We start from the raw sequence: 22,659 nt of genomic DNA on the forward strand, positions 1-22,659 counted from the left end.
TGGGGACGCCGCCCACATCCGGACATCGCTGGTGCATAAAAAAGTATCTCAGATATGGAACTGTGCAAGAGGCGGCGGTCGGTGGCGGTACCCCCGCGCGCTCGTTAACGGCTTGCCTCAAAAAAAGCGCACTATTCCGTAAGCAACCCCGCACCTAGAAGTGCCGCCCGTATCGTCCGCCGCCAAAGCCGCGTCCACGGGCCTTCGATCCAGAGAACATCGTTCGCGTGGGCTTGGTGGTGGAGCGCCCGGGCTGGGGAATAATGCGGCCTTCGTCATAGGCAAAGTCGGGCAGGTCCCACGTGGGCACGAGCTTCTTGGTGAAGTATTCGATCTCGCGCAGGGGGCTTACCTCGTCGGGTGCCATAAATGTGTAGGCATGCCCCGTTGCCCCGGCACGACCGGTGCGGCCAATGCGGTGTACGTAGTCCTCGGGGTCCATGGGAACGTCGAAGTTGACCACCGCGTCGATACCCTCGACATCGATGCCGCGACTCATCACGTCTGTGGCGACAAGCACCTGGACCTTGCCCTCGCGGAACCGCTCGAGGGCCTTCTCGCGCGCCTTCTGCGGGCGGTCCGCATGCATCACGTCCACCTTGAGCCCGGCGTGCTTGAGAATCTTCGAGACGTCGTCCACGCGGTGCTTGGTGCGGCAGAAGACCAACACGCGCTCCGGCTGCACGCCGGCATCGCCGCCGGTCTTGATGAGTGCCTCGAGGAGCTGGGTCTTCTGCCCCTGCGTCACCGGGCAGAGATGCTCCTCCACGGTGTCAGCGGTCTGGCCCACGTGTGCGATCTCCACGTGGGCAGGGTCTCTCAGCAAGGCGTCGATGGTGCTTTTGATGCTTGGCGGGATGGTTGCCGAGAAGAGCAGCGTCTGGTGCCTCTCGGGCAGGGCGTGCATGATGCGGCGCACGCTGGGCCAGAAGCCCATGTCGAGCATCCGGTCGGCCTCGTCGAGTACGAGCACCTGCACCTTCGAGAGGCTCACGTGATTGTGCTCCATAAGGTCAAGCAGGCGCCCGGGCGTGGCAACCAGAAGGTCACAGCCCTTCTCGAGCTGGACGATCTGCCGGTTGAACTTGGCACCACCCATCACGATGACTGCGCGCTGGCCCGTCTTCTTGCACACCTCGCCCGCCACGCTGTCAACCTGTGCGGCAAGCTCGCGCGTGGGGGTCACTACCAGGGCGAGCGGCTCCTTGCTGGGGGCCTTCTGACCCTGGATGAGCTGGAGCGTGGGCAGGGCGAAGGCCGCGGTCTTACCGGTTCCCGTCTGCGCGGACGCAACCACATCGCGCCCCTCGAGGACAATGGGGATAGCCTGCGCCTGGACAGGGGTGGGGGTCTTAAAGCCAAGGGCGTCTACCCCGGCAAGAATCTGCTCGTTTAGCCCGAGCTCGGCAAATGGCGTATTCATGGTGCTCAGTATGGGGCATGTACGTGCGCTTTTCCACCATCACAACAATATTGCCGCATGAGACGAGGGGACTGTCCCCTCGTCTCATGCGGGTATACTGTTGGCTTGCGAGTGGGTGTCGGAGGGATTCTGCGTGGGCAATGGCTGGAAACAGGGTGTGCCAACGGTATCGCTGATGCGGCGAATGCGTTAGCGGCGCGCGCCGCTTGCTTCACGCCCATCATCACCAGCCAAGGAGACGCACATGCCCATTAACATTCCAGACGGCCTTCCAGCCAAGAAAATCCTGCACGAGGAGCGCATCTTTGCCCTCGAGGAAGAGGTCGCCGAGCGACAGGAGATTCGTCCACTGAGGGTGGCAATCCTCAATCTCATGCCCACCAAGATCGAGACCGAGACCCAGATTCTGCGCCTCATCTCCAAGTCCCCGCTACAGGTGAGCTGTGACTTTATGCGCGTCTCCACCCATAAGGCCACGCATGTCTCGCAGAACCATCTCGTGAAGTTCTACGACACCTTTGATTCGTTTGCCGATAAGAACTACGACGGTTTTATCATCACGGGCGCCCCGGTCGAGCAGATGGACTTCGAAGACGTCGACTACTGGGACGAGCTCTGCAAGATCATCGACTGGTCACAGGAGCACGTGCTCTCAACCATGTATCTGTGCTGGGGCGCGATGGCCGGCCTCTGGCACCTGTATCGCATCCCCAAGAAGCAACTCGGCGCCAAGATCTTTGGCGTCTTTCCACAGCGCCTGTGCGACGAGTACAACTTTCTCACAAACGGCTTTGACGAGGTGCACTACATGCCGCACTCGCGCCACGCGGCCATCGATACCAATGAGCTTGCCCGCCACCCCGAGCTGCGCGTGCTCTCGGAGGGGTTCACCAGCGGTCCGGCCCTCATCGCCGCCGCCGACTTCCACGAGATCTACGTGACGGGTCACTTCGAGTATGGCCGTGACACGCTCTCCGACGAGTTCTGGCGCGACTTCCACAAGGGGCTGCCCATCCGCCTGCCCGAGAACTACTTCCCGGATGACAACCCCGAGGGCCAGCCCATCTTCACGTGGCGCGCGCACGCAAACCTGCTCTACCGCAACTGGCTCAACTGGGTCTACCAGATGACCCCCTACGACCTCGACCTCATCCCCCAGACCATCCGCCAGCTCCATGCGGACTCTGACGGCATGGTCGACAAGTTCTGATGTCGGAGGAGAAGGAGGTGGGACAGGTGCGCCTCACGGCAGAGCTCCTCGAGCAGCTGCTGGCGTCGGCGACGCCCGAGCAGTACCTTGCGCGCGCAAACCTGGAGGAGCGCTCGCTCTCGGAGTACGCTGAGACCATGCGGGAGTTGCACGGCCTCAAGAAGTCGCAGGTCATACGTGCGTCCGGACTCAATCCCACGTTCTGCTACCAGATCTTCGAGGGCTCGCGTCGCCCCGGACGCGACAGCGCGATCATGCTGGCGTTTGGGCTGGGCTGCTCGCTCGTGGAGACGCAGCGCCTGCTGCGACTTTCCGGTGCCTCCGAGCTGTGGTCGCGTAACCGTCGCGATGCCATCATCATCTTCTGCCTCGAGCATGGCATGGGTCGCGCCCAGACTGATGACGAGCTGTGGCGTCTAGGCGAGAAGACCCTGCTCGACGGGGAGGCCTAGGTGGGCGTGCCTGCAGACGAGCGGCTCATGGCCGCACTCGAGAAGGACGAGGCATACCGCGTGGAGCGCGTGCTCGCGAGCTCGGAGGCTGGGTCGACCGAGATTGTGAGCCGGACGGGCGCCGGCCACGCGGGTGAGGGCCCCCTGGTGCGTAAGCGCATCAAGCGCGGGGTCGCGAACGCGGAGGTCTTCTCGCATCTCCAATCCGTCGGCGATGTGCACCTCCCGCGCGTGGTCGAGACATACGACCTACCCGACCAGCTGGTTGTTGTTCGCGAGTACGTCTATGGGGCCTCGCTCGCGGCATGCGTGGCCGAGGCGGGGCGCATGGGCGAGACCACGGCCGCCCGCACGGTCGCCGACGTGTGCGACGCGGTTGCCGCCCTCCACGAGCGGGGCATCGTTCACCGCGACGTGTCGCCAAAGAACGTGATTCTCTCCCCTCGAGGGGCCGTCCTCATCGACCTGGGCATAGCCAGGACCTACGTCGAGGGTGCCCAGCGCGACACCACGCGGCTGGGCACCTGGGGCTTTGCGTCTCCCGAGCAGTACGGCTTCGCGCAGACCGACGGCCGCTCCGACGTCTACTCGGTGGGTTGCCTTCTCGGCTACATGCTCACGGGCGTCACGCCGGACGACGAGGGGTACGCGGCGGCGCTCGCGGACCCCATGGTCGTGCGTCCCGAGCTGCGTCGCATTGTTGAGAAAGCCTGCCGCTTCGAGCCGAGTGACCGCTATCAGAGCGCACGAGCGCTCAGGGAAGCCGTGCTCTCGGTGGTTCCGGGCGCGGCTCTGGCGAGCGCCGCCGACGTCTCCGGTGGCAAGGCCGAGAGGCACGAGAAGGTTCCCCGTCAGCTGGTCAAGCCAGCGCAGATGCGGGAGGCGTTCCTTTCGGCGGGCGCGGGGCCGCGGCTGCTCGCGGGGGCCCTTGTGGTTCTCGGATTGCTCGTCGGTCTCCTCTTTGCATACTCGGCGTTCTATACCGGCAATGCCATGATGGGCAACCATCCCGTTGAGTCTGCGCTGCTCATCCTGGGGGTTGGCGCCTATCTGGTGCTTCTCGCGATGGAGGAGCTGCCGGCGGCGCTGCTGGGTGCGGGCCCGTATGCTGCCATGAGGTTCAAGCGTGGCTTTTCCCGTGTTGGCCTCCTGGTGAAGCGCACACTCATGGGCCTGGGTGCGCTTGCTGTGCTCTGCGTGCTCCTTTCGCTGGTCGTGGCGATGACTCCCGCGGGCTAGCCCGAGCTTCTTGCCGGTGCCTGCCGCGTCTTTTAGCAGCAAGCTAATGAAAGACGTCCTGCGTTTTGTCACCATCCATTGCGGATGGAGGCAGACGTGGAAGACTCGTGGTATGCCATAGCGCACGGCGCGGACCTTGACGAGGTGCTGTCGCGTGCGGCCTTTGACGAGAAAGACCTCTCGGCCTGGGCGTGCGATCGCCTGTCCTCAACCGGCGTGCCGAGAAACGACGCCATCCATCGAAGCCGTCTCAACCAGACCTTTGCGTACCAGATTCTCGCGGGAACCAGGCGTGCCTCGCGCGACAAGCTGCTGCAGCTTGCCTTTGGGATGCAGCTGGGGATTCGCGATGCCTCTGAGCTGCTTGAACGCGGTGGCGCATGCCGCTTGCGGCCTGATTGCCGGCGTGACCTCATCGTTGCGTTCGCACTCCATCGCGGCATGGGCGTCGAGCAGTGTGACGACCTCCTCTGGGCGCACGGCGAGCGGACCATCATGCCCGAAAATCCCCGGGGCGAGCGCCACTCGCACGACCGCGAGCGGTGATTTAGCTGAGAGCTAATGAGAGCCCTGACGGCCAGTCATAGCATCGGCTCAGCGTTCTTGAAGGTTGTCACACGTGGGTAGGAGTAGCCATGGCAGAAGGAAAGAAGAAGAGCAAGCTCAAGGTCGTTCTCATCGTCGTCGTTGCGCTGATTGTCATTTCCGCTATTGCCGGCAGAGGCTCAAAGGGGTCATCGTCCAGCAGTTCGTCAGCGCCTGCCTCGGAGACGACTCAGGAAAAGGCGACGCAGACGTCTGGCACGGATGGGGGTGACTCCTCGAAGGCCGATTCTCAGACGTCCACGACAGCAGCGGCGCCGAAAAACGATGTTCCGGCGGAATATACTTCCGCGCTGGCGCAGGCAACGTCTTACGCAAATCGGATGCACATGTCCAAGCAGGGGGTCTACGATCAGCTGACCTCTGAATACGGCGGTCAGTTCTCGGCCGAGGCCGCTCAGTACGCAATCGATAATGTGCAGACGGATTGGAACGCCAATGCGCTCGCAAAGGCAGAGAGCTATTCCGACAAAATGCACATGTCCAAGCAGGGGATTTACGATCAGCTGACCTCCGAGAATGGCGAGCAGTTCACTGCCGATGAGGCGCAGTACGCTGTCGACAACATCCAGGCTGATTGGAACGCCAACGCCTTGGCTAAGGCGAAGTCCTACCAGGATGACATGCACATGTCGCCAAGCGCAATCTACGATCAGCTCACGTCCGAGTACGGTGAGCAGTTCACCGCCGATGAGGCGCAGTACGCCATAGACAACCTGTAGGGGTTCGCCTGACTTACCAGCGTTACTACCAGCGCGATAACTAATTACTCGACCACGGATGCCTACCAGAGAGCCACCGCAAACGCACAGGCGGCAATGGCGTTCTTCTACATCGCGATTGGCGTCGTCTCGATGGCCGTTCTTGCCTGGGTGGCATCCAGCCCGCTGATTGCGTACGAGGAATCGTAGCGACGCGTCTCTCAACACAGAGGGTGTAACCGACTCGATAGATGATGGGCCCGGGACAAATCTGCCCCGGGCCCTCTTGCATGTGCGCCTAGGTTCTCGCCCTACTCGTCCCACACGCGAAACTCGAAGCGGCCGTCCTCGTAGACACCGTAGCTGTGGGTTCCGTCCTTGGGAATGCCAACCGAGCCTGGATTGAAAACCGTGATCCCGGGATGAGTGTTGCTCATCTGGTTGACCTTCTTGTGCGTGTGTCCGTACACAAGTGCCGAGCCCTGCGGCAGCTCGGGCCACGCATCTACCGAGTTGTGGATGCCCGGCCCCCACACATGCCCGTGCGTGAGAAATATCGTCATCCCGGCACCGCCGTTGGCATCGGGATCAAGTAGGACGTTGTACTGCGCCATGCAGGGGAAGTCGAGCACCATCTGGTCGACCTCGGCCTCACAGTTGCCTCTCACGGCAACGACCTTCTCAGCAATGCCGTTGAGCATGCCAACGACCTTCTTTGGCGCGTAGTCTGAGGGCAGATCGTTTCGAGGACCGTGATAGAGCAAATCGCCGAGAAGAATCACGCGATTGGGGCTCTCGGCGTCAATGGCGTCCATGAGACGTGCGCACCAATCCGCAGCGCCGTGGATGTCGGATGCGATGAGAAGCTTCATGGGGTACCTCCTGTAGTCGTGTCTTACCTCGTGATTGTAGACGTGGAGTATGGAAGTTTAACCCGGTGCGCGTGCCGGGGGGCGTTGAAGCGATTCTGGACGCACGGCGGCGTTTCAGAGGGCCGATCCGTCTCGAAAGCGCCCCAGCAGCACCGAAGCGGTAACGGTACGGCGGCTGTGCGGGAGCCCAGACCGCCGGTGGGGGCATCCAGTGGCTCCAAATGGCACGAATTGACGGTTGGTGGCAGTTTTTCGAGGTATCCCCAAGTAGAAAACGGTTCGATTGCTGATGAAGCGCAGGTCAGAGATCTGCTATTGAACTAGAGACATATAAAGAATTGCGCCAAAACTGCCACCAACCGTAAAGTTAGAAACCGACCTGGTGCGCTACCCCGCGATGCCCGGGCCTTCTCGCCACCGCAAACCGCTGCCCAAAGCCCCCGCAATCCCCCTATGCACCATAGCGTCAAAAAATCTCATGTATTGAGACTTAGATAATGTATAAAGTCGGATCACAGGGGGCATAAGACACAACGTACAAGAGCGAACAAAGCGCTGAGCGCGGCAAACGTCGCAGCGGCGCAGAAGGAAAGGAACGCACGCCATGGGCAAGATTCTCGGCATTGACCTTGGTACAACCAACTCTGCAATGGCAGTCCTCGAGGGCGGCGAGCCCACCATCATCGTGAACGCGGAGGGCGACCGCACCACCCCGTCCGTCGTCGGCTTCCGTGCCGACGGCGACCGCATCGTGGGCAAGGCTGCAAAGAACCAGGCTGTTACCAACCCCAAGAACACCGTGTTCTCCATCAAGCGTTTTATGGGCCGCAAGTACAGCGAGGTTAGCTCCGAGCTGAAGACCGTTCCATACACCGTCAAGTCCGGCACTGGCGAGCGCGCCGTTGTCGAGATTGACGGCGAGGACTTCACGCCCGAGCAGATCAGTGCCATGATTCTCGGCAAGATGAAGGCCGACGCGGAGAAGTATCTCGGCGAGCCCGTCACCGAGGCCGTCATCACCGTCCCCGCATACTTCAACGATGCCCAGCGCCAGGCTACCAAGGATGCCGGCAAGATTGCCGGTCTCGACGTCAAGCGCATTGTCAACGAGCCTACGGCTGCGGCTCTGGCATATGGCCTGGACAAGAAGAACAAGGACCAGAAGGTCCTCGTCTTCGACCTGGGCGGCGGCACCTTTGATGTGTCGCTTCTGGACCTCGCCGACGGAGTCGTTGAGGTTCTCGCCACCAATGGTGACAACCACCTGGGTGGCGATGACTGGGACCAGCGCGTCATCGACTGGGCCGCTGACAAGTTCCAGAAGGAGAGCGGCATCGACCTGCGCAAGGACCCCATGGCGCTTCAGCGTCTGAAGGAGGCCGCCGAGAACGCCAAGAAGGAGCTCTCCGCAGCGCAGCAGGCCGGCATCAACCTGCCCTTCATCACCGCCGATGCCACCGGCCCCAAGCACCTCAACTACACCCTGACCCGTGCCGAGTTCGAGCGCATTACGCGTGACCTCCTCGACCGCTGCAAGGCCCCTGTGACCAAGGCCCTCCATGACGCCAGCATGCAGATCTCCGACGTTGACGAGGTCATTCTCGTCGGTGGCTCCAGCCGTATGCCTGCCGTGCAGGAGCTCGTCAAGCAGATGACCGGCAAGCAGCCCAACATGTCTGTGAACCCCGACGAGGTCGTTGCCGATGGCGCTGCCGTCCAGGCCGGCGTTCTCACCGGCGATGTCTCCGGCATCCTGCTGCTCGACGTCACGCCGCTGTCGCTCGGCGTCGAGACCATGGGTGGCGTCATGACCAAGATGATCGACCGCAACACCACGATCCCCACAAGCAAGACCGAGGTCTACTCCACGGCTGCCGACAACCAGACGTCCGTCGAGATTAACGTCCTGCAGGGCGAGCGTGAGATGGCCGCCGACAACAAGTCGCTCGGCAAGTTCACGCTTACCGGCATCCCCGCCGCGCCACGCGGCGTGCCCCAGGTTGAGGTCACGTTCGACATCGATGCCAACGGCATCGTGAAGGTGACCGCCAAGGACAAGGCGACTGGCAAGTCCCAGCAGATCACCATCTCCGGCTCCACCGCCCTTTCCGACGACGAGGTCGACCGCATGGTCAAGGATGCCGAGTCCCACGCCGAGGAGGACAAGAAGCACAAGGATGAGATCGAGGTTCGCAACCAGACCGACTCCCTGTGCTACTCCACCGAGCAGACCTTGAAGGACCTTGGCGACAAGGTGCCCGAGGACCAGCGCAAGAATGTCCAGGAGGCGGTCGACGCCGCCAAGAAGGCGCTCGAGGGCAACGACATCGACGCCATCAAGGCTGCTGGCGAGAAGCTCCAGGAGGCCAGCCACAAGCTGGCGGAGGTCGTGTACTCCAACACGCAGGAGCAGACCGCGGATGGCGCTTCCGGCTCGTCCGATGGCGGCTCCTCTGATGACGTGGTAGATGCAGACTATGAGGTCGTCGATGACGACAAGAAGAAGGACTAGCGGGAGGCGGTTGCCGTGGCGCGCAATCCATGGCGCTATCTTCCGCAAGGACCGCACGTCAAAGGGGCGGCCGGCACGGCCGCTCCTTCTGGTACGCATGAGGAGGGTGACGTGAAAGTGCCAATCGAGGATGCAGACGAGAAGAAGCCCGGCGCCAAGCAGCCGGGCGGGGTGGCCGCCTCGCCCAAGGGTGCATCGGCTGCCGCGGAGGGTGCGGCGTCGGCCGCCCCCAGCTCTGCCCCCGGTGACATCGACCCGGAAGACGACGCGGCCATGCGCGCCGCCGCCAGGAAGGCCGCAGACGAGGTGCTTGAGCAGGAGGCCGTTGAGGACGCGAAGAAGCTCCGCTCCGAGCGAGACGAGCTGCAGAAGAAACTCGGCGACATGACGGAAGACATCGAAAAGGCCAAGAGGGAGGCCACCGAGTCCAGCGAGCGTCTCGTTCGCCTCCAGGCGGACTGGGACAACTATCGCCGCCGCACCGCCCAGGAGCGCTTGGACGAGCGCGAGCGTGCTGCCGAGAAGCTCGTGGTAAGCCTGCTTCCGGTCATCGATGATATGGAGCGCGCCATCGAGCACGCCTCCGGCGTTGAGCATGACGCTGCGTCCGAGCAGCTCGAGCAGTTCGTCAATGGCGTATCGGCCGTTCACGACAAGATGGTGGGCGTCCTCTCGAAGGAGGGCGTCGAGGCAATCGATCCCGCTGGCGAGCCGTTCAACCCGCTCGAGCACCAGGCTGTTGGCCGTCGAGAGGACAAGGATGCCTATGACGAGACGGTCGACCAGGTCTATCAGAAGGGTTATCGCATGGGCAAAAAGGTCATCCGCACAGCGATGGTGACCGTCACCTACGGTGGGCCCAAGCGTCCAACAGTCGACGGCATGTCCGACAAGGACGCCAAGGCCAAGGACAGCGGCGACAAGAATCCCGGCTCGGGCGACGGCACCGCGAAGGAAAAGTAGTATAAGGGCGCCCGGGCTGCTCGGTCCGGGCGCATTGATATGAGAGGGGGCTCGTGCGAAACCATGGCCAATGGCAAGAAGACATACTACGACATCTTGGGCGTGAAGCGCGATGCCACCCAAGATGAGATCCGGAAGGCTTTTCGCAAGCTTGCGGCCAAGTATCACCCCGACGCAGGTGGTGATGAGAAGAAGTTCAAGGAGGTCTCGGAGGCCTACACCACGCTCTCCGACGAGAAGAAGCGCAAGGAGTACGACCAGCTGCTCATGTTTGGCGGCATCCCTGGCGCTGACTTCGGTGGATCGGGTGGCCCGAGGAGCACGTACACGCACACCAACGTTGGCGGCAACGCCGACTGGTCCGATATCTTCGGCGGCATGGGCGGCGATGGCTTTGGCGGGTTTGACTTCTCGTCGATCTTTGGCGGCGCAGCCCGCCAGCAGGCCCAACGGCCTGCCAAGGGCGGCGACCTCACCATGCGGATCGACGTCACCTTTGACGAGGCGCTCCATGGCGCTACGCGCAAGGTGTCCTACCGCGTGCCTTCGACGGGCGAGGAGCAGACCCTTACCGTCAAGATTCCTGCGGGTGCCGTGGACGGTGGCAAGCTTCGTTACCGTGGCCGCGGAGAGTACGGCGTAAACGGCGGCCAGCGCGGTGACCTTGTGGTCACCACGCACGTCGAGGAGCACCCGCTCTTCAAGCGCGATGGCGCAGATATCCGCATGGAGCTGCCGGTAAGCATGTACGAGGCCGCCCTTGGCTCAACGGTCGACGTCCCAACGCCCGACGGAGCCGAGGTTCGTCTCAAGGTGCCTGCTGGCACGCAGGACGGCAAGTGCTTCCGCTTCCGTGACTTGGGGGCCCCAAATGTCAAGCGCAAGGGCACGCGTGGCGCGCTCTACGTGACAATCCGCGTGAAGGTCCCCACGTCGCTCGGCAAGAAGGAGCGAGACAGCTTGGGTGCCCTCATGGAGGCCGACAAGCGCGACTACAGAAGGGATGTAGAGCGCTATGGCTCGTAACGACGAAAACTGCGAGACACACGGCCCGCGCGACAGGAACAAGCCTCTGTACATGATTAGCGTGGCAGCCGAGCTCACCGGCATGCACCCGCAGACGCTGCGCGTCTACGAGCAGAAGGGCCTTGTGACCCCGGGCCGGTCTCGAGGCAACACGCGACTCTACTCGCAGGCCGACATCGATCGGCTCAACTTCATCTCGAAGCTCACCGACGAGGGAATCAACCTTGCAGGCGTGGTGAGAATCATGGACATGCGCGAGCGTGCCCGCGAGAAGGATGAGGAGATTGGCCGCCTGCACGCACGCGTGCGCGAGCTCGAGGACGAGGTCCACGAGTTCCGCATGCAGGAGAAGATCACGGCTCTTGCGCGCTATGACGGGCAAAGCCCCGAGCAGGTCATGCGTGGCCTTCTCGAGTAACCGGGCAAGACGCAGGCTCCTTGGGGAGGGGTGGGGCGCCGGGTGCGCTGGGCATCCGGCGCCCTGTTTTGTCGGCAGCCACATGCAGATGCCTGGTCAAACCTTGCGTGTTGGCACATACGAAAATCTAACATAAACACGCTTAGATTCTGCATAGTCAGTGCTGGCACTGGGAACAATAAGCTCGATGGACAATGAGGCCCCGCGATGGGGTAGGGGGAGTGACCAAGATGAGAATAGACAAGTGGGCCGTAACGGCCCAGGAGGCGCTGCAATCTGCCGTGGGCATTGCGACGGATGCCGAGGCGGGCCAGGTAGAGCCAATCCACCTGCTTAAGGCCCTGCTCAGCTCGGGCGAGCAGAACATTCGCGCCATCGTTGAGCGCGTGGGCGCAGACCCCGCATCCATCGAGGCACAGGTCGATCGCGCCATTGCCAACGCGCCCAAGGTGACGGGTGACAACTCGCAAATGGGTGCCGGCACCAACTTTGTGCGCGTGGCAGACGCCGCTGAGAAGCTCGCCACCAAGATGGGCGACTCCTACGTGACAAGCGAGCACCTGCTTTGCGCGCTTGCAGATGACCGCTCTGAAGCGGGCGGCATCCTCAAGTCCGCTGGCGTCACGGGTAGGCGTGTGCAGGAGGCCTACGAGGCTCTGCGCGGAGACGAGCGCGTGACCAGCCAGGATTCCAAGCCGGAGTTCGAGGCCCTCTCCAAGTACGGCCGCAACATCACCGACCTTGCCCGCCAGGGAAAGCTCGACCCGGTCGTCGGGCGCGTGGAAGAGATTCGCCGCACCATTCAGGTGCTGAGCCGTCGCACCAAGAACAACCCCGTGCTTATCGGCGAGCCTGGCGTAGGCAAGACCGCTATCGTCGAGGGCCTGGCAGAGCGCATCGTCTCGGGTGACGTGCCCTCCACCATCCGCGACAAGGACGTCATCGAGCTCGACATGAGCGCGCTCGTCGCCGGCGCCAAGTACCGCGGCGAGTTTGAGGATCGTCTGAAGTCCGTGCTCAAGGAGGTCGAGAAGTCCGACGGCCGCATCATCCTCTTCATCGATGAGTTGCATACCATCGTGGGCGCAGGTGCCACTGAGGGCTCCATGGACGCCGGCAACATCCTGAAGCCGGCCCTTGCCCGTGGCGCACTACACGCCATTGGCGCCACCACGCTTGACGAGTACCGCAAGTACATCGAGAAGGACCAGGCCCTTGCGCGCAGGTTCCAGCCGGTCATGGTGTCTGAGCCCAGCGTCGAGGAGACCATCTCGATTCTGCGTGGCATCAAGGACAAGTACGAGCAGCACCACCGCGTGCGCATCACGGATGCCGCGCTTGTCTCGGCAGCCGACCTCTCGAACCGCTACATCTCCGACCGCTTCCTGCCTGACAAGGCCATCGACCTTGTGGACGAGGCGGCGAGCCGCCTGCGCATGGAACTCGATTCCATGCCGGCCGACATCGATGCCGTTGACCGCCAGCTCACGCAGATGCAGATCGAGGAGCAGGCCCTCATGAAGGAGGAGGACGAGGTCTCTCGCGAGCGCCTCAAGAAGTTGCGCGGCGAGATAGCCACCACCCGCGAGAAGCTCGATGGCATGAAGGCCGACTGGCAAAACGAAAAGCAGGCCATCGACCACGTCCAGGACCTCAAGTCCCAGATCGAGGACGCCAAGGGCGAGGTTGAGCGTGCCACGCGCGACGGAGACCTTGCCAGGGCCTCCGAGCTGCGCTACTCGACCATCCCCTCGCTCCAACGCCAGTATGATGACGCGTCGAAGGCGCTTTCGGAGAGACAGGAGTCTGGCGGCATCTTGAAGGAGGAGGTCACGTCCGAAGAGATTGCCGACGTGGTTTCCGAGTGGACGGGCGTGCCTGTGTCCAAGATGATGCAGGGCGAGATGGACAAGCTCAAGAACCTCGAGGTCGAACTCCACAAGCGTGTCGTGGGGCAGGATGAGGCCGTCTCTGCTGTGGCTGCCGCCGTGCGTCGCAGCCGAGCGGGTCTCTCCGACCCAAACAGGCCCATTGGCAGCTTCTTCTTCCTTGGTCCCACGGGCGTGGGCAAGACAGAGCTGGCCAAGGCGCTGGCCGAGTGCCTGTTCGATGACGATAAGGCGCTGGTGCGTATCGACATGTCTGAGTACATGGAGAAGTTCAGCGTCCAGCGTCTCATCGGCGCGCCCCCGGGATACGTTGGCTACGACGAGGGCGGCCAGCTTACCGAGGCCGTACGCAGGCACCCCTACAGCGTGATCCTGCTCGACGAGATGGAGAAGGCGCACCCCGACGTCTTCAACATCCTGCTGCAGGTGCTTGATGACGGGCGCCTCACCGATGGACAGGGCCGAGTCGTGAGCTTCAAGAACACGATCATCATCATGACGTCCAATGTCGGGTCCCAGTTCATCGCCGGGGCCAACGCTCAGAGCGACCCCGAGGAGGTCCAGCGCAAGGTCAATGACGCCCTGCGTCAGACCTTCAAGCCGGAGTTTCTCAACAGGATCGACGACGTGGTGGTCTTCCACGCGCTGGGTCTCTCCGACATCGAGAAGATTGTGGACATCCAGCTCAAGGACGTTCGTGAGCGCCTCGCACGCGAGCGCATCTCGCTCGAGCTTAGGCCGGCGGCCAAGCAGTCGCTCGCCCTTGACGGCCTGGACCCGGTCTACGGCGCGCGTCCGCTCAAGCGCCTCATCCAGCGTCAGGTAATCGACAACGTCGCCAACCTCATCATCGATGGCAAGGTGGGCGAGGGCGACACCGTCAAGGTGGACGTGGGCGACGACGGCAGGCTCTTCGCAGCCCGCGACGACGCGGCGAGCGAGAAGGGCCGTCACCGTGCCGCCGCGGCCGACGCCGGTGACGGCGGGTCCTCCTCGGCAGACGAGCCCGTCGAACCCGACTCGGTAGAATAGGACGAGCGACGCTTTCATTGCGGCCTCGGAGCCTGTGCTCCGGGGCCGCTTTGCCGCTCGGGCTTCTCGGCGGTGCGGGCTGGCAGATAGCTGTGGTTGTGCGTACGCACGAGGGAATTTTCTGGCATGCGGGGCGGTTTCGGAATGGTTGTGGGCGAGAAGTCACCCTTGTGCGTACGCACACCGGAGGATTTATGACAGAGCTCCAACATTTTCCCAGTTGGCTGAGAGGGTCATGTCAACGAGTGGGGGTTGTGCGTACGCACGATGCGGATTTGTCGACAAGCATGGGTCCAGGGGGATCGAACTGTCAGAAAACCGCCCCTGTGCGTACGCACAACAGCTCATCGCTGCCGCATGGGTTTCCGTGACGCAGATTTCTCTGTTGGGGCACAATGGGAGGTACTGGCAGAGTGCCTTCGGTGGTCCGGGGAGGTTGCGACATGGACGATCCAGAGCTTCACGGCAACGTCACGCATGCGGAGCAGGACGACCCGGATGCCACGGTGCTGGCTGACTCGGACGCAACGCAGCTCGCTGGCACCGCCGCCCAAGATGACGCCGCGAGCGTCACCCTAGACGTCGCCCAAGACGAGACGCCCACCATTGTCGTTCCCCATGCCGTCTCGGCCGGGCAGGAGGGCCCCGACGGCATCGACGCGATGGATGACCCCTACGCACCCATCAACGATGCCGACTTTACGCGGGTGACCCCCTACGCACCCGTGGCTATAGATTCCCCGGTCACCGCAGACGGCAAGCATCGCAGCCGCGTGCGGCCCTTGGCCGTGATCATCGTGGCGGTTGCACTTCTCGCCGCCGCTGCTTTCGTGGTGAAGTACACCTACGAGAACGAGTACTGGGGCGGCAAGACCGTGCCTGACGTCGTGGGTAAGTCCGAGACCGAGGCGCGCTCGACCCTCTCGCCGCTTGGCTTTAACATAACCGTCAACGAGGCCCTCTCCGACGACAACGTGGGCAAGGTCATCTCGATGGACCCCGCCGCGGGTACGCGCACGGGCGAAGACCTCTCGGTGACCATCACCGTGGCAGTGGCTCGCACGGTTCCCTCTGTCGTGGGACAAAGCCTGGAGGACGCAAGGGGGGCCCTGCTCAACGAAGGTGCCGAGAACATCACCCTTGCCTATCAGAACTCAAACCAGCCCGAGGGGACGGTACTCTCGGTGAGCCCCGACGAGGGCCAGAAGTTTGTCTCGACGGACCAGATTACGCTCACGCTAGCCCAGCCCTTCAAGGTGCCTGACGTGACGGGCGTGAGTCTCTCCGACGCCGAGAGTGCCATCAAGGCTGCGGGCCTTACGTATTCCGTCTCGTATACAGCCAAGACGGGCGAGGAGAACGTTGTGCTCTCCACCTCGCCCGATGCGGGCACCGAGGTGTCCGAGGGTTCCACGGTCACGCTCTATGTGCCGACGCCCAAGCTGACCGACGCCTACCATGTCGCCGAGTACTTCAACATCAAGCCGGCAGACCTCGATGCATATCTCGCCAAGCAGGGCTATTCCGTCTCGTCTACCGGGTCGTTCTCGAACGGCGATGCATACGCGGTCTACACCAACGGCTCGGCAACCGTCACCATCACCGACTCGCCTGAGTCTTCCGATGCCGCCGGAGCGGGCGCGGGTACGAACGCGCTTGCCGCCGGCAAACCCGTGGGCGGAGTGCGCCTCCAAGCGGCGGCCTCTGCGGTCTCCTCGGGCGCCAGCATCAGCGTAAGCGGTCTCTCGGCTGTGATGGACGCCTGTGGCATCACCAATCTCGTCTCCTCCTGCACCTCGGATACGGCGCAGACCTCGCGCAGCATCGACAAGGCCGGGCTCTCGTTCATATGCGGCTACGGCGAGCAGGACGGCTACGTATGGACTGTGCTCATAGGGAGTCCCAACGGCTCGACAGCCCACGTGGTCGTGACCATCGCGCCCAAGAGCCACTACGACGGTATAGACCTAAGCAAATACGGTAACGACCTCGCGAGCTACGTTGCCCTTACCAGCTACTACGGGAAGTGACACACATGGCCGACAAGAACGCTGCGGCAAGGCCCATTGCGCCGCCGGCTCCAAAGCCCATCTCGGCGCCTACGACAAAGTGCGCGCCCGGGAAGATCCACTCCGCTGATGGGCCCTTCATGCGTGCGGAAAATGAGGACGATGACGGATACGACCCGTACTCGGACCGCCGTCCCTGCCCCAAGCCACTCTTCGAGCGCGACCCGTGGGACTAGGCCCGCGGCTCCTGGACCGCATGCACGACGCGAAAACCAGAGCCAGTGGAGGCCTAGCCCGTCGCACCCCAGTTGACCTGCATGTACTGCCACACGAAGAACACGATTACGCACAGCACCACAATCACGGCGACAAGGGCAACCACCGAGCGGATGTGCATCTTGCGTTCGCGTGAGGCGAAGATGTCACGACGGCCCTTGGGAATCTCGAGATACTGGCCATAGTGGAGGTCGCGGCGCAGCTGCGGCATCTCGGAGCGCGACTTGCGATAGGAGCGTCCCGAGAACATGGACCCCCTGTTGGCGTAGTCGGAGTCGTGTGTGAAACCGTCGAAGCCGTCGCTGCTCTCTTGGTTGTCATAGTCGTTGATGGGCGCAACGGTCTTGTGTGGCGTACGTGTGCGTATGTAGCGCTGCGGCCTAGGTGTTGGCTGCTGCGGCTCGGGTGCGCCGTCGAGACCAGTGGCAGGGGAGTTCTCGCCAGAGTAGTTTGCCATGGACGTCTCGTCAGGTGATGCCGCCTGCGGCTCCTGTGCGTCCTCCGGCATGGGAAAGTGCGATCCCCCAGGCGCTACCTGCGGGTTAGGAGAAACGCTGCCTGAATTGCCCGGGTCGTTGTAATTGCTCATGTGTTCGTGCCTCCGGTTGCGGTTTGCACGGCAGTTCCACCATCATAGAGCACATAGGGCCGTGTGCTGCCTGCGAACATGCCATTGTGGCGATGACGTGCGTAAACTCAAAATCTAAGTCAAACAGACTAAGAAAATCTTTACTTAGACGTTTAATAAATCGAATGTCGGGAATATATATCACCGAATATCAAGGGCATCCGGAGAAGGTGCTCACACGACAAGGGGAGTTGATGGTCATGGCAGGCATGGTTCCGTATGACAGGTACGCAAGGGCGCTGAGCAGCTGGCCGTTCGGCAGCTTTGACGACTTCTTTGCGCCGCTGGCAGCCATTGATGGCAACGCAGCCTTCAAGATGGACGTCGAGGACGCGGGCGATTGCTATGTGGTCTCGGCAGAGCTTCCAGGCGTCAAGAAGGACCAGGTGGACGTCGAGCTTAATGAGGGCAGGCTTTCCATCAGCGTCGATAAGAAGGACTCCGATGAGGAGAAGGGCAAGAACTACCTCCACAAGGAGAGCTTGGAGTGGAGCGCAACGCGTGGCGTGTACCTGAAGGACGCTGCCACCGCCGGCCTTACCGCAAAGCTCGAGGACGGTGTTCTTACGGTGAGCGTTCCCAAGCAGGCCGAGAAGGCAAACGTCACCAAGATTAGCATTGACTAGCCGCTTGACGTCTCAAGCCGAGGAAGCAAGAAACGGTGGCACCCGTCGCATCTGCGGCGGGTGCCACGCTGTGTATGGGGCCTCCTCGGCGACACCTCACCTCGCCGCTAAATTGCCTCGGCACGCAGCGCCTCAACGATGTTCAGCGCATGGCTGCGTCGCAGCGCGTAGGCCACCGACACCGCAAGCACTCCGACCACCCCCGCGCACGCTGCAGCGACGTGGCCCCATGGCAGCACAAACGGGAGGCCCTCGGCCATGCGCGTGAAGAACATCCAAAAGGCCCAGACAACGCCAGTTGAGACGATGAGCCCCATTGCAAGGCCGCGGGCGGCATAGCTCGCGCACTCGGCGACCAGCATGCGACGGAAGTCCCTGGGCCCCATCCCCACGCTCTCGAGCACTGCGAACTCCTTGGTGCGCAGGATGATGCTTGTCGAGAGCGTGTTGAAGACGTTGGCAATGGCAATGAGCAGGCAGATGACTGAGAAGATCGTCACAAGCAGCTGGAAGAGGCCGAGAACCGATTTCGAGTATTCCCGTTCGAGAACGTTGTTGGCAACGTTCGCGGTGGCCGTGGTGCCGGCAACGGCATCGGCCGCGTCCGTGAGAGCGGTGCTGGTGTCGTAGGGATCTGCGCCCTCGTTGAGCGTGAAGGGCACGGTCACCATGTCTGCCAGGAGGATGTCGGGGTTGGCTTCCAGCGCGGAGCGGGGCATTACGAGGGAGAGGCTCGTGCCCATCATGGTGGCGACATCCGCAAGCGCGTCTGGGGTGGAGTCAAGCGAGCCAATCACGTTGAGCGAGGCGCTTCTCGTCACGGCCTTGTCGAGGGGCACGGTCTTGAGGGCAGAGCTCGTACCAGTTGCAGAGCCGCTGTCCCAGTATGTGGCGACGGTCGTGCCGTCTGAGGATAGGGCAAGCGAGGTCGCATCGCCGTTGACTTCCTGCAGCGCGTATGCGGTACCGGTTGAGGGGTGGTCAAAGGGAGCCAGCGTCTTCACGCCCCCGGCCGCACCCTGCATGAGGGACACGTTGAGCGCAAGGGCGGAGATCCCGTCTCCTCCGCCAGTCCCTGCACTAGACGCGCCGGCCCGTTCGCAGAGCGCCTCCCACGTTGCGTCATCGACAAACGCAGCCTGCAGCATGCCCGCATAGGCCCCGTCGGCGTTTGTGGAAGTCTGGTTGGGGTCGTACCAGGCAAGCATCTCTCGCCCTTGCGCTGAGATCGAGCCTGGTGCCAGCGATGCCTCGACGGTGCCCGTGATGATGGGCGTGCCCCCCGTGAGGCCGTCAACGGCGCCCGTGAGCGTCTGCGTCCGATCCGCCAGGGAAAGCGTGGCCCCAGTCCCTAGGCCTTTGGTCTGGTTGTGGGTGAGGCGCACTGTCATGTCGGCCCCGTTTATGGCGCCCGTGCTCCCGCCCAGCAAGACCGCGCGCTCCATGTAGAGCGAGATGGTGCCCGCCAGGACCACGAGGATAATCGAGAGGGCCAGCGACATGACTACGGTGCGTCCACGCGAACTGGTCCTCGTGAGGTTGCGGCTGGCGAGAAGCCCTGGCACTCCCGCGATGCGTTCCAGGAATGGGCTCTTGGCGCGCGTGCCAGAGTCAATCTGGTGCCACATCTTGCGCTGGGCCCTGGGCGAGAGGCGCACGTCCCGTTGCTGCCGAATGGCGTCGATGGCAGAGACCCTGCTTGCTCGCCATGACGGCGTCCAGGCGCTTATCAGCACCACAGCAAAGGAGAGAGCGACGATGATGGACACTACCAGGGGACTCACCACCAGCGGGATGCCCTGCGCGGTGCTCGAGAGGGTGCCCCTAAGCATGGCGTCGAACGCCTGCGCGGACACCCTCAGCATGGCCGCGACGCCAGCGAGCCCGCACGCCACGCCCAGGGGTATGCCCGCAAGGCCAATGATGGCCGCCTCCAGGAGCACGGTGTGCCTGAGCTGCCGCCTCGAGGCGCCCAGCGACGACAGCAGACCGAACTGCCTGGTGCGCTCCGCCACCGAGATGGAGAACGAGTTGCCAATCATAGATACGGCCGCCACGACCACCACGAAGCCGACGACAGCTACCATGCCATAGAGGCTCTGGAGCGCGGAGTTGTCCTCGTTGCCAAGGCCCTGGAACGTGAGAAGGCTGCCATGGAGCCAGTAGGACTCTTCGCCAAAGATGCTCGCGGCCCAGTCCTTAAGTGATTCTCTCGTCGTAAAGCCGCTGGTGGAGAGCCAGATTCGCGTCTCGAGCGGCGCGATAACGTCCGAGGTCGAGACAATGGCCGCAGCCGAGGTGTCCAAGGTGGCGCTGAAGTCGTTTCTCAGGTAGTTCTGGGGCACATAGAAGCCCACCACGGTGAACGTGCGCGTGCCGCTGGCGGTGCCCACCATGGGGTCGGTGCCCTCCTCCACCGATCCGCTGAGGTCAGCCCCCACGGGCAGCGAGATGGTGGTGCCCAGGTCGATGGGCACGTCGCTTTTGGCCTGCGTCGCGGCGTTGCTCGTGGCGCCCAGGGTCACGCCGGCAAACGACACGGGCAGCATGACCTCGCCCGCGCCCTGCGGCTCTCGGCCGGCTCGAACGGTGGGCATCACCGTCAGGGCGCGCGCCTGGCCTTCCGTGCCGCGCAGCGCCGTGGGCATGCCCAGCACCACAAGTATCGAGTCGTCCGCGTCGCCCACGTTGTAGCTGGCATAGCCCGCCACCTGGGCGGACATCGCAGCCGACACGTGGGGGTCCTCGGCCAGGGCGTCGAGGGTGCCCTGCGTGTCCTGCTGCGCATCTGTCAGCGTGTCGTAGACCTGCCAGGAGCCCTCGGTCTGGGCCGTGCGCTGCGTCAGCGCCGCGGCCACGCTGGTGGCGGTGGCAATGACGCCGGTCAGAAGCGCCGTCGAGAGCATCACGCCCACAATGGTCACGATGGTGCGCGTACGGTTGCGCTCCAGGGAGCGCAACGTAAAGCTGGTGAATACTCCCATGGTCATCACGCCCTGCGCTCGTCGGAGACGATGCGGCCGTCCTCTATGGCTATGACGCGATGCGCCATCAGGGCCACGTCCTCGTCGTGCGTTATGACCACGAGGGTCTGGTGCAGGTCCCGGTTGGATGCGCAGAGAAGCCCCATGATTTCCGCGGAGTTCTTGGTGTCGAGGTTGCCGGTGGGCTCGTCGGCCAGCACGATAGCAGGCGAGTTCATGAGCGCGCGCCCTATGGCGACGCGCTGCTGCTGGCCGCCGGACAGCTGGTTGGGCAGGTGGTGTTCGACCCCGTGGAGCCCCAGGGACTTGATGAGGGAGCGCAGGCGCTTCTCGTTCAGGGCACGTCCGTCCATGCGCACGGGCAGCGTGATGTTCTCCTGCACGTCCAGCACGGGGATCAGGTTGTAGAACTGGTAGACCAGCCCCACCTCGCGACGGCGAAAGACCGCCAGCTGCTCGTCCGAGCGCTGGTAGATGTCCTCGCCGTTCATGCGCACCGTGCCCGAGGTGGGTCTGTCGACGCCGCCCATCAGGTGCATGAGCGTCGACTTTCCCGAGCCGGAGGAGCCCACAATGGCCACGAACTCGCCGGCTCGAATGGTGAGGCTTACGTCATCGAGGGCCTTCGTGGCCGTGGGCCCGCTGCCATAGACCTTGGTGAGGTGCTCTACGCTGAGGATGTCCATGGTGCTCCTCTCTGTCGGCCGATCCTCCCTCTATGGTGCGAGAGCGCGCCCACGCGGCTGTGACGCACACGTGACTAAACCGTCACTTTAAAGAAGACGAGGTCGAAGCGTGCGCCTCCACGGAGGCTCGCGTTTGATGCCGCGACCTGGCCGCCCTGTGCCACCACGAGGGCCCGTGTGAGCGAGAGGCCTATCCCCACGCCCGCGGGGTTGGCGGCGTCCTCGCCGGGTCGAGCCACGCCGCCCGAGCCGTGGTAGAAGCGATCGAACACGTGGGACAGGTCCTTCTCGGCAATGCCTGGGCCCGTGTCTTCTACGCGAATGCGGCAGGCAATGGCATCCTCGCTGGCTGTCACGCGCACCATGCCGCCTGCAGGCGTGTGCTCCACGCAGTTCTTGAGCACATTGGCAAGGGCCTCGCGTGTCCACGTGGCATCACCCATGAACGAGCAGCCCGGCTCTACGTTCGACTCAAACGTCACGCCTGCGAGGTCTGCGGTTACGGCGAGTGGCGCCTCAGCTGCCTCGACCAGCTGCGCCACGTCCACGCGATGGCGTTCGAGCCGCACCGCGCCCGCGTCGAGACGCGCGAGCTTGAGCAGGGACGAGACAAGCCACTGCAGCTGCTCCAACATGCGCCCACAGTCGCGCACCCGGCTCGCGCCCTCCGGCGTGGGCGCCTCCTTGCGCATGAGCTCGAGTTCGATGCCCAGTGACGTGAGCGGTGTGCGGAGCTGGTGCGATATGTCCGCAAGGGCATCGGCCAGGGCGCGCTTCTCGGCCTCAAGCTCTTCGTTTGCCATGACGAGGCGCGTGACGGTCTTGTCGAGCTGGCTGGCGAGAATGGCAAGCTCACCTTCGCTCATGCCCTTGAAGTCGATGTTGCGCTCGCCGGAGAGTGCGCGGTCGAGAAGTGTCGAGAGCTGCGCTATGCGGCGGAGCCTTCGTGCGGTTGTGGCCGAGAAGAGCGCTAGGAGCACGACGCCGCAGAGCGCCACCCACGCCGCTGCCACTGGACCTGCCGCGAGCGCCGCCGCGATAGTGCAAATGGCTGTTGTTGCGGCGCCAATGCCCGCCAGTCCCCAGAAATCGCGGTCACGTGGCATGGCG

The 22,659-nt window shown here is 63.2% G+C and carries 19 protein-coding genes; 13 read left to right on the top strand and 6 right to left on the bottom strand.

Annotated elements, in window-relative coordinates; genetic code table 11:
• Positions 1–154: 154 nt before the first annotated feature.
• Positions 155–1,423: a DEAD/DEAH box helicase gene (locus tag E0E00_RS05845; protein ID WP_130811554.1), complete on the bottom strand. Its 1,269-nt coding sequence runs from the start codon at positions 1,421–1,423 to the stop codon at positions 155–157.
• A gap of 244 nt (positions 1,424–1,667) precedes the next feature.
• On the opposite strand from E0E00_RS05845, the gene metA reads away from it, so the two are divergent.
• The 5 genes from metA (at position 1,668) to E0E00_RS05870 (ending at position 5,649) form a co-directional block, all read left to right on the top strand.
• Positions 1,668–2,633: a homoserine O-succinyltransferase gene (metA, locus tag E0E00_RS05850; protein ID WP_130811555.1), complete on the top strand. Its 966-nt coding sequence runs from the start codon at positions 1,668–1,670 to the stop codon at positions 2,631–2,633.
• The gene (locus E0E00_RS05855; protein ID WP_130811556.1) at positions 2,633–3,085 is read left to right on the top strand and encodes an XRE family transcriptional regulator; all 453 of its coding nucleotides are present in this window, start codon (positions 2,633–2,635) and stop codon (positions 3,083–3,085) included. Before metA ends, E0E00_RS05855 begins: the two co-directional genes overlap by 1 nt.
• A complete protein-coding gene (locus E0E00_RS05860) occupies positions 3,086–4,324 on the top strand; it encodes a serine/threonine-protein kinase (protein ID WP_130811557.1) in 1,239 nt (412 codons plus the stop codon).
• Positions 4,325–4,420: 96 nt separating this feature from the next.
• Entirely contained in the window at positions 4,421–4,870 is a 450-nt protein-coding gene (locus E0E00_RS05865) for an XRE family transcriptional regulator (RefSeq protein ID WP_130811558.1), read from the top strand.
• Positions 4,871–4,959: 89 nt separating this feature from the next.
• Positions 4,960–5,649 (top strand): Ltp family lipoprotein, encoded by a 690-nt coding sequence (locus E0E00_RS05870; protein ID WP_130811559.1) that lies wholly within the window; start codon positions 4,960–4,962, stop codon positions 5,647–5,649.
• A gap of 290 nt (positions 5,650–5,939) precedes the next feature.
• Here the strand turns inward: E0E00_RS05870 and yfcE are convergent, their stop codons facing one another.
• The gene (gene yfcE / locus E0E00_RS05875) at positions 5,940–6,500 is read right to left on the bottom strand and encodes a phosphodiesterase (RefSeq protein WP_130811560.1); all 561 of its coding nucleotides are present in this window, start codon (positions 6,498–6,500) and stop codon (positions 5,940–5,942) included.
• Positions 6,501–7,104: 604 nt separating this feature from the next.
• Between yfcE and dnaK the strand changes: the two genes are divergently transcribed.
• From dnaK to E0E00_RS05910, 7 genes are all read left to right on the top strand, one after another.
• A complete protein-coding gene (gene dnaK / locus E0E00_RS05880) occupies positions 7,105–9,012 on the top strand; it encodes a molecular chaperone DnaK (protein ID WP_130811561.1) in 1,908 nt (635 codons plus the stop codon).
• Positions 9,013–9,123: 111 nt separating this feature from the next.
• Positions 9,124–9,975, top strand: a complete 852-nt coding sequence (locus tag E0E00_RS05885; protein WP_242622139.1) for a nucleotide exchange factor GrpE — start codon at positions 9,124–9,126, stop codon at positions 9,973–9,975.
• A 63-nt stretch (positions 9,976–10,038) separates the two neighbouring features.
• On the top strand, positions 10,039–11,001 hold the full coding sequence (locus tag E0E00_RS05890) for a DnaJ C-terminal domain-containing protein (RefSeq protein ID WP_130811562.1): 963 nt from the start codon (positions 10,039–10,041) through the stop codon (positions 10,999–11,001).
• Positions 10,991–11,419, top strand: coding sequence for a heat shock protein transcriptional repressor HspR (locus tag E0E00_RS05895; RefSeq protein WP_130811563.1), 429 nt, complete (start codon positions 10,991–10,993; stop codon positions 11,417–11,419). Before E0E00_RS05890 ends, E0E00_RS05895 begins: the two co-directional genes overlap by 11 nt.
• A gap of 230 nt (positions 11,420–11,649) precedes the next feature.
• Positions 11,650–14,340, top strand: coding sequence for an ATP-dependent chaperone ClpB (gene clpB, locus E0E00_RS05900; protein ID WP_130811564.1), 2,691 nt, complete (start codon positions 11,650–11,652; stop codon positions 14,338–14,340).
• Positions 14,341–14,783: 443 nt separating this feature from the next.
• On the top strand, positions 14,784–16,370 hold the full coding sequence (locus E0E00_RS05905; protein ID WP_165443569.1) for a PASTA domain-containing protein: 1,587 nt from the start codon (positions 14,784–14,786) through the stop codon (positions 16,368–16,370).
• A gap of 5 nt (positions 16,371–16,375) precedes the next feature.
• Positions 16,376–16,585, top strand: coding sequence for a hypothetical protein (locus tag E0E00_RS05910; protein WP_130811566.1), 210 nt, complete (start codon positions 16,376–16,378; stop codon positions 16,583–16,585).
• Positions 16,586–16,638: 53 nt separating this feature from the next.
• Here the strand turns inward: E0E00_RS05910 and E0E00_RS05915 are convergent, their stop codons facing one another.
• Complete coding sequence (locus E0E00_RS05915) at positions 16,639–17,214, bottom strand: hypothetical protein (RefSeq protein ID WP_130811567.1); 576 nt, start codon at positions 17,212–17,214, stop codon at positions 16,639–16,641.
• A gap of 239 nt (positions 17,215–17,453) precedes the next feature.
• Here E0E00_RS05915 and E0E00_RS05920 point away from each other — a divergent pair, with 239 nt between their 5' ends.
• Entirely contained in the window at positions 17,454–17,879 is a 426-nt protein-coding gene (locus E0E00_RS05920; protein WP_130811568.1) for an Hsp20/alpha crystallin family protein, read from the top strand.
• Between the two features lie 107 nt (positions 17,880–17,986).
• Here E0E00_RS05920 and E0E00_RS05925 read toward each other — a convergent pair whose 3' ends face one another.
• The 3 genes from E0E00_RS05925 to E0E00_RS05935 all read right to left on the bottom strand — a co-directional run bounded on the left by E0E00_RS05925 (position 17,987) and on the right by E0E00_RS05935 (position 22,655).
• On the bottom strand, positions 17,987–20,863 hold the full coding sequence (locus tag E0E00_RS05925) for an ABC transporter permease (protein WP_165443570.1): 2,877 nt from the start codon (positions 20,861–20,863) through the stop codon (positions 17,987–17,989).
• A gap of 5 nt (positions 20,864–20,868) precedes the next feature.
• The gene (locus E0E00_RS05930) at positions 20,869–21,549 is read right to left on the bottom strand and encodes an ABC transporter ATP-binding protein (RefSeq protein ID WP_130811570.1); all 681 of its coding nucleotides are present in this window, start codon (positions 21,547–21,549) and stop codon (positions 20,869–20,871) included.
• Positions 21,550–21,623: 74 nt separating this feature from the next.
• Entirely contained in the window at positions 21,624–22,655 is a 1,032-nt protein-coding gene (locus E0E00_RS05935) for a sensor histidine kinase KdpD (protein ID WP_130811571.1), read from the bottom strand.
• Positions 22,656–22,659 lie beyond the last annotated feature (4 nt).

The sequence above is a fragment of the Olsenella sp. Marseille-P4559 genome (assembly GCF_900605015.1).
Lineage (GTDB): Bacteria > Actinomycetota > Coriobacteriia > Coriobacteriales > Atopobiaceae > Tractidigestivibacter.

What these genes read in the sequence shown, in the direction of transcription:
- E0E00_RS05870 (WP_130811559.1), top strand. Translation starts at nt 4,960, where the DNA reads ATGGCAGAAGGAAAGAAGAAGAGCAAGCTCAAGGTCGTTCTCATCGTC.
- yfcE (WP_130811560.1), bottom strand. Translation starts at nt 6,500, where the DNA reads ATGAAGCTTCTCATCGCATCCGACATCCACGGCGCTGCGGATTGGTGC.
- E0E00_RS05905 (WP_165443569.1), top strand. Translation starts at nt 14,784, where the DNA reads ATGGACGATCCAGAGCTTCACGGCAACGTCACGCATGCGGAGCAGGAC.
- E0E00_RS05920 (WP_130811568.1), top strand. Translation starts at nt 17,454, where the DNA reads ATGGCAGGCATGGTTCCGTATGACAGGTACGCAAGGGCGCTGAGCAGC.
- E0E00_RS05915 (WP_130811567.1), bottom strand. Translation starts at nt 17,214, where the DNA reads ATGAGCAATTACAACGACCCGGGCAATTCAGGCAGCGTTTCTCCTAAC.
- E0E00_RS05930 (WP_130811570.1), bottom strand. Translation starts at nt 21,549, where the DNA reads ATGGACATCCTCAGCGTAGAGCACCTCACCAAGGTCTATGGCAGCGGG.
- E0E00_RS05895 (WP_130811563.1), top strand. Translation starts at nt 10,991, where the DNA reads ATGGCTCGTAACGACGAAAACTGCGAGACACACGGCCCGCGCGACAGG.
- E0E00_RS05845 (WP_130811554.1), bottom strand. Translation starts at nt 1,423, where the DNA reads ATGAATACGCCATTTGCCGAGCTCGGGCTAAACGAGCAGATTCTTGCC.
- E0E00_RS05925 (WP_165443570.1), bottom strand. Translation starts at nt 20,863, where the DNA reads ATGGGAGTATTCACCAGCTTTACGTTGCGCTCCCTGGAGCGCAACCGT.
- metA (WP_130811555.1), top strand. Translation starts at nt 1,668, where the DNA reads ATGCCCATTAACATTCCAGACGGCCTTCCAGCCAAGAAAATCCTGCAC.
- dnaK (WP_130811561.1), top strand. Translation starts at nt 7,105, where the DNA reads ATGGGCAAGATTCTCGGCATTGACCTTGGTACAACCAACTCTGCAATG.
- E0E00_RS05910 (WP_130811566.1), top strand. Translation starts at nt 16,376, where the DNA reads ATGGCCGACAAGAACGCTGCGGCAAGGCCCATTGCGCCGCCGGCTCCA.
- E0E00_RS05935 (WP_130811571.1), bottom strand. Translation starts at nt 22,655, where the DNA reads ATGCCACGTGACCGCGATTTCTGGGGACTGGCGGGCATTGGCGCCGCA.
- E0E00_RS05855 (WP_130811556.1), top strand. Translation starts at nt 2,633, where the DNA reads ATGTCGGAGGAGAAGGAGGTGGGACAGGTGCGCCTCACGGCAGAGCTC.
- E0E00_RS05890 (WP_130811562.1), top strand. Translation starts at nt 10,039, where the DNA reads ATGGCCAATGGCAAGAAGACATACTACGACATCTTGGGCGTGAAGCGC.
- clpB (WP_130811564.1), top strand. Translation starts at nt 11,650, where the DNA reads ATGAGAATAGACAAGTGGGCCGTAACGGCCCAGGAGGCGCTGCAATCT.